Source organism: Fulvivirga lutimaris, assembly GCF_009711525.1.
GTDB classification, from domain to species: domain Bacteria; phylum Bacteroidota; class Bacteroidia; order Cytophagales; family Cyclobacteriaceae; genus Fulvivirga; species Fulvivirga lutimaris.
This window is the reverse complement of sequence record NZ_SMLV01000223.1, coordinates 1-6,298: the sequence shown is the minus strand read 5'-3', so window position 1 is coordinate 6,298 and position 6,298 is coordinate 1. Positions and strand designations below refer to the sequence as shown.

The following is a 6,298-nucleotide window of genomic DNA, read 5'->3' as shown; positions in this document are numbered from 1 at the left end:
CCCTTAATGGAGGAGAATCCCCAAGAAGCTGTCAGTTGCAATATAGTAGGGACAAAAAATATAGCCGATTTAGCAGTTGAGGTTGGAAGTGAGAAATTTGTCATGGTTTCAACAGATAAGGCCGTTAATCCAACAAATGTAATGGGTGCGTCAAAGCGCATAGCCGAAATGTATATTCAATCGATCAATGCTAAAAAGGGTAGTACATTGTTTATTACCACACGTTTTGGCAATGTACTTGGTTCAAATGGTTCTGTAATTCCTTTTTTTAAGAGGCAGATTGAGCAAGGTGGACCTATTACAGTCACACATCCAGAAATAACAAGATACTTCATGACCATAAGTGAGGCGTGCGAGTTGATTTTGGAAGCAGGCTGTATGGGAAAAGGAGGTGAAATATTTCTTTTTGATATGGGGAAATCTGTGAGAATTGTTGATTTGGCCAAAAAGATGATAAGGCTCTCTGGCTATGAACCATTTAAGGATATTGATATTATCTTCACAGGATTGAGGAAGGGAGAAAAACTTTTTGAGGAACTTTTAGCAGATAGAGAAAATAATTTACCTACTCATAATCATAAAATTATGATAGCAAAAGTCTCTACACCGAATTTTAATACTATTAGAGATGGAATTTCCGAGTTGGAAGAATTGTTGAAGAAACAATCTGACCTGTCATTGGTTTCTGCAATGAAGAAGATAGTCCCAGAGTACAAGAGTAATAGATCAATATATGAAGTACTGGATAATTAACGCCCCTTTGCTCTTCTTCCCCTTCTCTTAGACCTGAATTTAGCTGTACTCATAAACTCCGCAGGAAGATAGAACTCGACTTTAAGGTTTAAGATTAAATAGTTATCATTTCTGTCAGGGTTACCTCTTTTACTACCGGCTTCTTGCCTTGAAAGTCCTATCTCAGGTCTTCTATCAGCTAATGTCGCATGTATAGGGTCTGAGAATGTGGTATTATCAATATATGTGGTGCTTACATCGTCAATATAATCAGTGAAAGTTTGTCTAAAACCCACTTCAATTCCAACATTCCAAAAAGGATCAATTTTGTACCTAATACCACCACCGTAGGGTATCACAATTGCAATTCTACTATATTTCACCCCTTCGGTTTGTATTGGCTGAAGGGCGTATTTCTTTCCTTGGTACTCTGCTTTCGGATTGAAATAGATCAGTCCAATACCTGCAAATGCGTAGAAGTTGAAATCCTTTCTTTGATAGTATCTCGTTCCATTTGGAAATGCTTGTATCATTCCCACTGCATTCAATTCATAGTTATTGGACTTAAATGAAAGATTTCTATTTATTTTTCCATTTTCCTCAGAGTCCTCATCAGCACCTTCTAGTGAAAACCATTGGAGTTCAACACGGCCAGAGACTCTTTTGTTAAAGAAGTACTGTAAGCCCAAGTTAAGATTAAACTTAGGATCGAAATAATCTCCATTATCCTTTAGATCTCCAAAGTAGGTAGTTGTGCCCGTTCCTAAGCTAGCAATAATGTCTCTGCCTCTTCTATAATTGTAGAAGCTCTGAGAGAAAGCCTGAATGGAGCAAATTATAATTAATGATACTAAACCTATCTTTTTCATTTATTCCAATTATTGGATCAAAATTTAATAATAAAGATATTGAAATATAACTCAAAACAGAACTAATGCAACAGAAAAGGAGCTGTATAAACAATTATCGCTACTATTTCTTCAATAGTAGCGATAACAAATGTGCATCCGGAAGGATTCGAACCCTCAACCCCCAGAGCCGAAATCTGGTATTCTATCCAGTTGAACTACGGATGCCTGCGTATTAAGCTATTAGCTTAATACTTCTCTTACCTTGGCAGCTGCGTCTTTTAAGAGGATAGCCGAGAATACTTTTAGTCCAGACTCTTCTATAATTTTAGCGCCTTCTTCAGCATTTGTTCCTTGTAATCTCACTATGATTGGAACTTCAATATTGCCGATCTTTTTATATGCTTCTACAACGCCATTCGCAACTCTGTCACATCTTACAATACCACCAAAGATGTTGATTAAGATAGCTTTTACATTAGGGTCTTTTAAGATGATTCTAAAGCCAGCTTCAACAGTTTCTGCATTGGCGCCTCCTCCAACATCAAGGAAGTTGGCAGGCTCACCACCAGAGAGTTTAATAATATCCATGGTGGCCATTGCTAAACCTGCACCGTTAACCATACAGCCAACATTACCGTCCAGCTTAACATAGCTCAAGCCAGATTTTCCAGCTTCAATTTCTGCAGGATCTTCTTCGCTTAAGTCTCTAAGTTCAACAAGGTCCTTATGTCTGTACAATGCATTGTCATCCAAATTAACTTTGGCATCAACCGCCAGTATTTTATTGTCAGAAGTTTTAAGAACAGGGTTGATCTCAAACATTGAAGAATCAGTGGCTTCGTAAGCACTATAAAGGGAATAGATAAATTTTACCATTTCTTTAAATGCATTACCTTCAAGACCGAGCGCAAAAGCAATTTTTCTCGCCTGAAATCCTTGTAGACCAACTGAAGGATTAATCCATTCTTTAATGATCTTTTCAGGTGTGTGTTCCGCCACTTCCTCAATGTCCATTCCACCTTCTGTAGAAGCCATGATGACGTTGCAACCTTTAGCTCTATCAAGTAGAATACTGATATAGAATTCTTTAACTTCTGACTCACCAGGATAATAGACATCTTCAGCTATCAATACTTTGTTTACTCTTTTTCCCTCTTCTCCAGTCTGATGAGTAACCAAAATACCATTTAAGATATTCTTAGATTTTTCAGTTACCTCGTCCAATGATTTAGCTAAAACAACACCGTTAGAACCAGTTTCCTTCACTTTACCTTTACCTCTACCTCCAGCGTGTATCTGGGCTTTAATGACATACCAGCTTGTTCCGGTTTCTTTGTTAAGTTCTTTGGCTGCAGCTAATGCCTTATCAGGGTTATCTGCAACAATACCTCTTTGGATATTTACACCATACTTTTTTAGTATGTCTTTGGCTTGATATTCGTGAATGTTCATGCTTTAGAATTTTTGCACGAAAGTAGAAGATTTGGCCTTATATTTCAAGATAAACTCTAGATTAATAATCTCTTTTAGTATGTTTGAATTTATTCTTATCAATAAATTATTCTATGCTTAAAGCAACAGGTTTGACCAAAGCCTATAGTGAGTTAAAGGTTTTGAAGGGGATAGATCTTGAGGTAAATAAGAATGAGATTATTTCGATAGTGGGTGCATCAGGCGCAGGTAAAAGTACACTGTTACATATTTTAGGGACTTTGGATAATCCGGATAATGGCACAGTGATGTTTGATGACGTTAATATTGTTAAGCTATCTCAATCAGCCAGAGGCAAATTTAGAAATAAGAATATTGGCTTTATCTTTCAATTTCATAACTTATTTCCTGAATTCACTGCATTGGAAAATGTCTGCATACCTGGTTTTATTGGCAACTCAGATAAAAAGAGTGTTGAAGAGCGTGCGAAGGAATTATTAGATCGATTAGGACTTAAAGACCGACACAGTCATAAGCCATCCCAGTTGTCAGGCGGGGAGCAGCAAAGAGTGGCCGTGGCTAGAGCTTTAATTAACAATCCATCTATTGTTTTTGCTGATGAACCAAGTGGAAATCTAGATTCTGCTAATGCCAGAGAACTTCATGATCTATTCTTTAAACTAAGAGATGAGTTTGGACAAACCTTTGTGATAGTCACTCATAATGAGGAGTTGGCGGAAATGGCAGACAGAAAAGTAGAAATGAAAGACGGAGTGATAGTCTAACTATCTTTATTAATCTGTTTGATCATTTCTTTAATGTGTTTTTCATACCCAAACAGATTGTCATATACACCTACAATATTGTGATCTCCATTGAGTAAATAAGTGACTCGTTTTGAGATACCCACAAATGGAATAACAGCACCATAAAGCTTTGAGACTTTTCCGCTTTTATCTGATAGTAATTCGAATGGCAGGTTATGCTTCTTTTTAAACTTTAGATGCTTTTCAATACTGTCAGTGCTTATTCCAAATACTTTGATATCTGCATTTCTAAAGAATTCAAAATTATCTCTAAATGAGCAAGCTTCTTTTGTGCATCCTGGTGTAAAGTCTAATGGATAGAAGTAGATCAATAGGGGTTCATTCTCATGATTGGAAAGCGTGAATTGAGATCCATCAGTGCTCGGTAAGGAAAAATTAGGAGCTTTGGTGCCTTTGGATAGAGCCATTAATGAGTCAAAATTTCGGTTAATTCTTCAGCAGTCACATGACCACTTTTATTAACCTCTTTCAGCACTAAAGGTTTTATTTCATTTATTAGCACAGGGTCATATTTTGCCGCAACTCTGATATAATTTTTTGTAAAGCCGTGCATCATGCCATCCTCTACATCGTCTTCAAAAAGTACTTCCTGAGAAGTGTTCAGGTGCTGCTCATAAAAGTATCTTCTTTTCTTTTCAGATAAGGAACGGAGCATTTTAGACCTTTTATTTCTCTCTTTAATGGGTACAACGCTATCCATTTCGGCAGCAGGTGTATTCGCACGCTCTGAGTATGTGAAAACGTGCAGGTAAGAGATGTTAAGCTCGTTTAAAAAATTATAGGTTTTAAGGAATTCATTTTCTGTTTCTCCTGGAAATCCCACAATCACATCAACGCCAATGCAGCAATGAGGCATCAATGATTTAATCTTTTCAACTCTCGCTACATAAAGATCAGAGAGATAACGTCTTTTCATGGCCCTAAGAATGTTGTCAGATCCCGATTGTAAAGGAATATGAAAATGAGGAACAAACTTATTGGAGTTTGCTACAAATTCTATAATCTCATCAGTTAAAAGATTAGGCTCAATAGATGAGATTCTAATTCTTTCCAGACCGTTGATTCTATCAAGCTCCTTCGCCAAATCGATAAAACGATCTTCTCGCTTGCCATTTCTAATGCCAAAATCACCAGTGTTGACTCCTGTAAGTACTATCTCTTTTACTCCAGACGCGACTATCTCTTCAGCCTGTTTTACTATGTTTTCAATAGTATTACTTCGGCTATTGCCTCTGGCTAGGGGTATGGTGCAGAAAGTGCAACTATAGTCGCAACCATCCTGAACTTTTAGAAATGTTCTGGTACGATCGTTAATAGAGAATGCATTGTTGAAACTAGTAGCTGCCTCAATATCAGAAGCCAGCACTTTTGGCTGCTCTGGTCTAACAAAACCATCGAGTAAGTCTATAAGCTGAAACTTTTCAGCAGCACCCAACACAGCATCTACACCAGGTATTTCTGAAATTTCTTTTGGCTTAAGCTGTGCGTAGCAGCCTATAATGGCTATGTAGGCATTGTTAGAGATTTTACGTGCCTCCCTCACAATTTTCTTACACTTCTTGTCGGCATTTTCTGTGACAGAACAAGTGTTGATTATGAAGATATCAGGTGTGTCAGTAAATTCAACTTTTTTGTAGCCCTTATCCTCAAACATTCGTGATATCGAGGATGTCTCAGAGAAGTTTAATTTACAGCCTAATGTATAGAATGCAACTTTTTTCATAACAAGTTGCAAAGCTAGTCAATTATTGTTTCAACATGAAGTTCAGCGACCTCTTCTTGTTACCTTCGCTTATTTTTGATTTTCAAAGTACTCTTTCCTTTTCGTGCATTCTTAAGGTCTATGCCTAGTCCATAGCGGAGTACAAGTGAGAGTGTTCTGTAATGAGCCCTTAGGTTGTCATCATTTTGAAAATCATTTACCGGTATAGAACCATCACGAGATCCCAGAAATGTTTGTCCTAGTGTAAATCTGAGTTCTGTTTCAAATTTTTGAGAGTTGATAATTGGTGTGTCTATGCCAATGCCAATATCCAAACCGAAAAGCCACCTGTTTCCATCAGCTATGTAATTATACTCCAGATCTGATTTGCCCTCTTCAAACTTAACTTCATAGTCTAAATCAACATTATTATCAATTGTGCCTTTACCACCTATCCAATAATTTATGTTAGGGCCAAAGTTGAAAAACCATTTACCCTTAACATTCTCAATAATGTTTAAATCAAATTCTTTTCTTAGAAGAAATGAAGTTTCTACAAAATCGTATGAGGCATTGTTAATAGTTCCGTCAGCTTTATTTTCAATCTTCCTGCCTTTCTTAGAATAATATACTTCTGAGGACCAGGCAAAATCATTTTCTAAAGGAAAGATAATGTAGGCTCCGGCACGATATCCAATTTTGATCTTCGATTTAAAAACATCTCGATCATCATCATCAGGAAATGTAACAATATA

7 protein-coding genes and 1 tRNA gene are annotated in these 6,298 nt (G+C 36.9%); 2 read left to right on the top strand and 6 right to left on the bottom strand.

Annotation, left to right across the window (positions count from 1 at the left end; translation table 11 throughout):
* Window positions 1–753 (top strand): polysaccharide biosynthesis protein (locus E1140_RS02520; RefSeq protein WP_155178706.1); only part of this gene is annotated, 753 nt, incomplete at its 5' end.
* Here E1140_RS02520 and E1140_RS02515 read toward each other — a convergent pair.
* The 3 genes from E1140_RS02515 to sucC form a co-directional block, all read right to left on the bottom strand.
* Window positions 750–1,601, bottom strand: a complete 852-nt coding sequence (locus tag E1140_RS02515) for a DUF6089 family protein (RefSeq protein WP_155178703.1) — start codon at window positions 1,599–1,601, stop codon at window positions 750–752. The two genes, E1140_RS02520 and E1140_RS02515, sit on opposite strands and share 4 nt — an antisense overlap.
* A 133-nt stretch (window positions 1,602–1,734) precedes the next feature.
* Window positions 1,735–1,808: transfer RNA gene (locus E1140_RS02510), tRNA-Arg, on the bottom strand.
* 15 nt (window positions 1,809–1,823) lie between these two features.
* A complete protein-coding gene (gene sucC, locus E1140_RS02505) occupies window positions 1,824–3,035 on the bottom strand; it encodes an ADP-forming succinate--CoA ligase subunit beta (RefSeq protein ID WP_155178701.1) in 1,212 nt (403 codons plus the stop codon).
* 113 nt (window positions 3,036–3,148) lie between these two features.
* On the opposite strand from sucC, the gene E1140_RS02500 reads away from it, so the two are divergent.
* A complete protein-coding gene (locus E1140_RS02500; RefSeq protein ID WP_155178699.1) occupies window positions 3,149–3,799 on the top strand; it encodes an ABC transporter ATP-binding protein in 651 nt (216 codons plus the stop codon).
* Here the strand turns inward: E1140_RS02500 and E1140_RS02495 are convergent.
* From E1140_RS02495 to E1140_RS02485, 3 genes are all read right to left on the bottom strand, one after another.
* Window positions 3,796–4,248, bottom strand: coding sequence for a peroxiredoxin (locus E1140_RS02495; protein WP_155178697.1), 453 nt, complete (start codon window positions 4,246–4,248; stop codon window positions 3,796–3,798). The two genes, E1140_RS02500 and E1140_RS02495, sit on opposite strands and share 4 nt — an antisense overlap.
* Complete coding sequence (gene mtaB / locus E1140_RS02490; protein WP_155178695.1) at window positions 4,248–5,564, bottom strand: tRNA (N(6)-L-threonylcarbamoyladenosine(37)-C(2))-methylthiotransferase MtaB; 1,317 nt, start codon at window positions 5,562–5,564, stop codon at window positions 4,248–4,250. The genes E1140_RS02495 and mtaB overlap by 1 nt, the downstream gene beginning before the upstream one ends.
* 59 nt (window positions 5,565–5,623) lie before the next feature.
* The coding region (locus E1140_RS02485; protein WP_155178693.1) for an outer membrane beta-barrel protein at window positions 5,624–6,298 on the bottom strand (675 nt) is incomplete at its 5' end.

Excerpts from the sequence above, each read along its gene's own strand:
- mtaB (WP_155178695.1), bottom strand. The coding sequence starts at position 5,564 with ATGAAAAAAGTTGCATTCTATACATTAGGCTGTAAATTAAACTTCTCT.
- E1140_RS02500 (WP_155178699.1), top strand. The coding sequence starts at position 3,149 with ATGCTTAAAGCAACAGGTTTGACCAAAGCCTATAGTGAGTTAAAGGTT.
- E1140_RS02515 (WP_155178703.1), bottom strand. The coding sequence starts at position 1,601 with ATGAAAAAGATAGGTTTAGTATCATTAATTATAATTTGCTCCATTCAG.
- E1140_RS02495 (WP_155178697.1), bottom strand. The coding sequence starts at position 4,248 with ATGGCTCTATCCAAAGGCACCAAAGCTCCTAATTTTTCCTTACCGAGC.
- sucC (WP_155178701.1), bottom strand. The coding sequence starts at position 3,035 with ATGAACATTCACGAATATCAAGCCAAAGACATACTAAAAAAGTATGGT.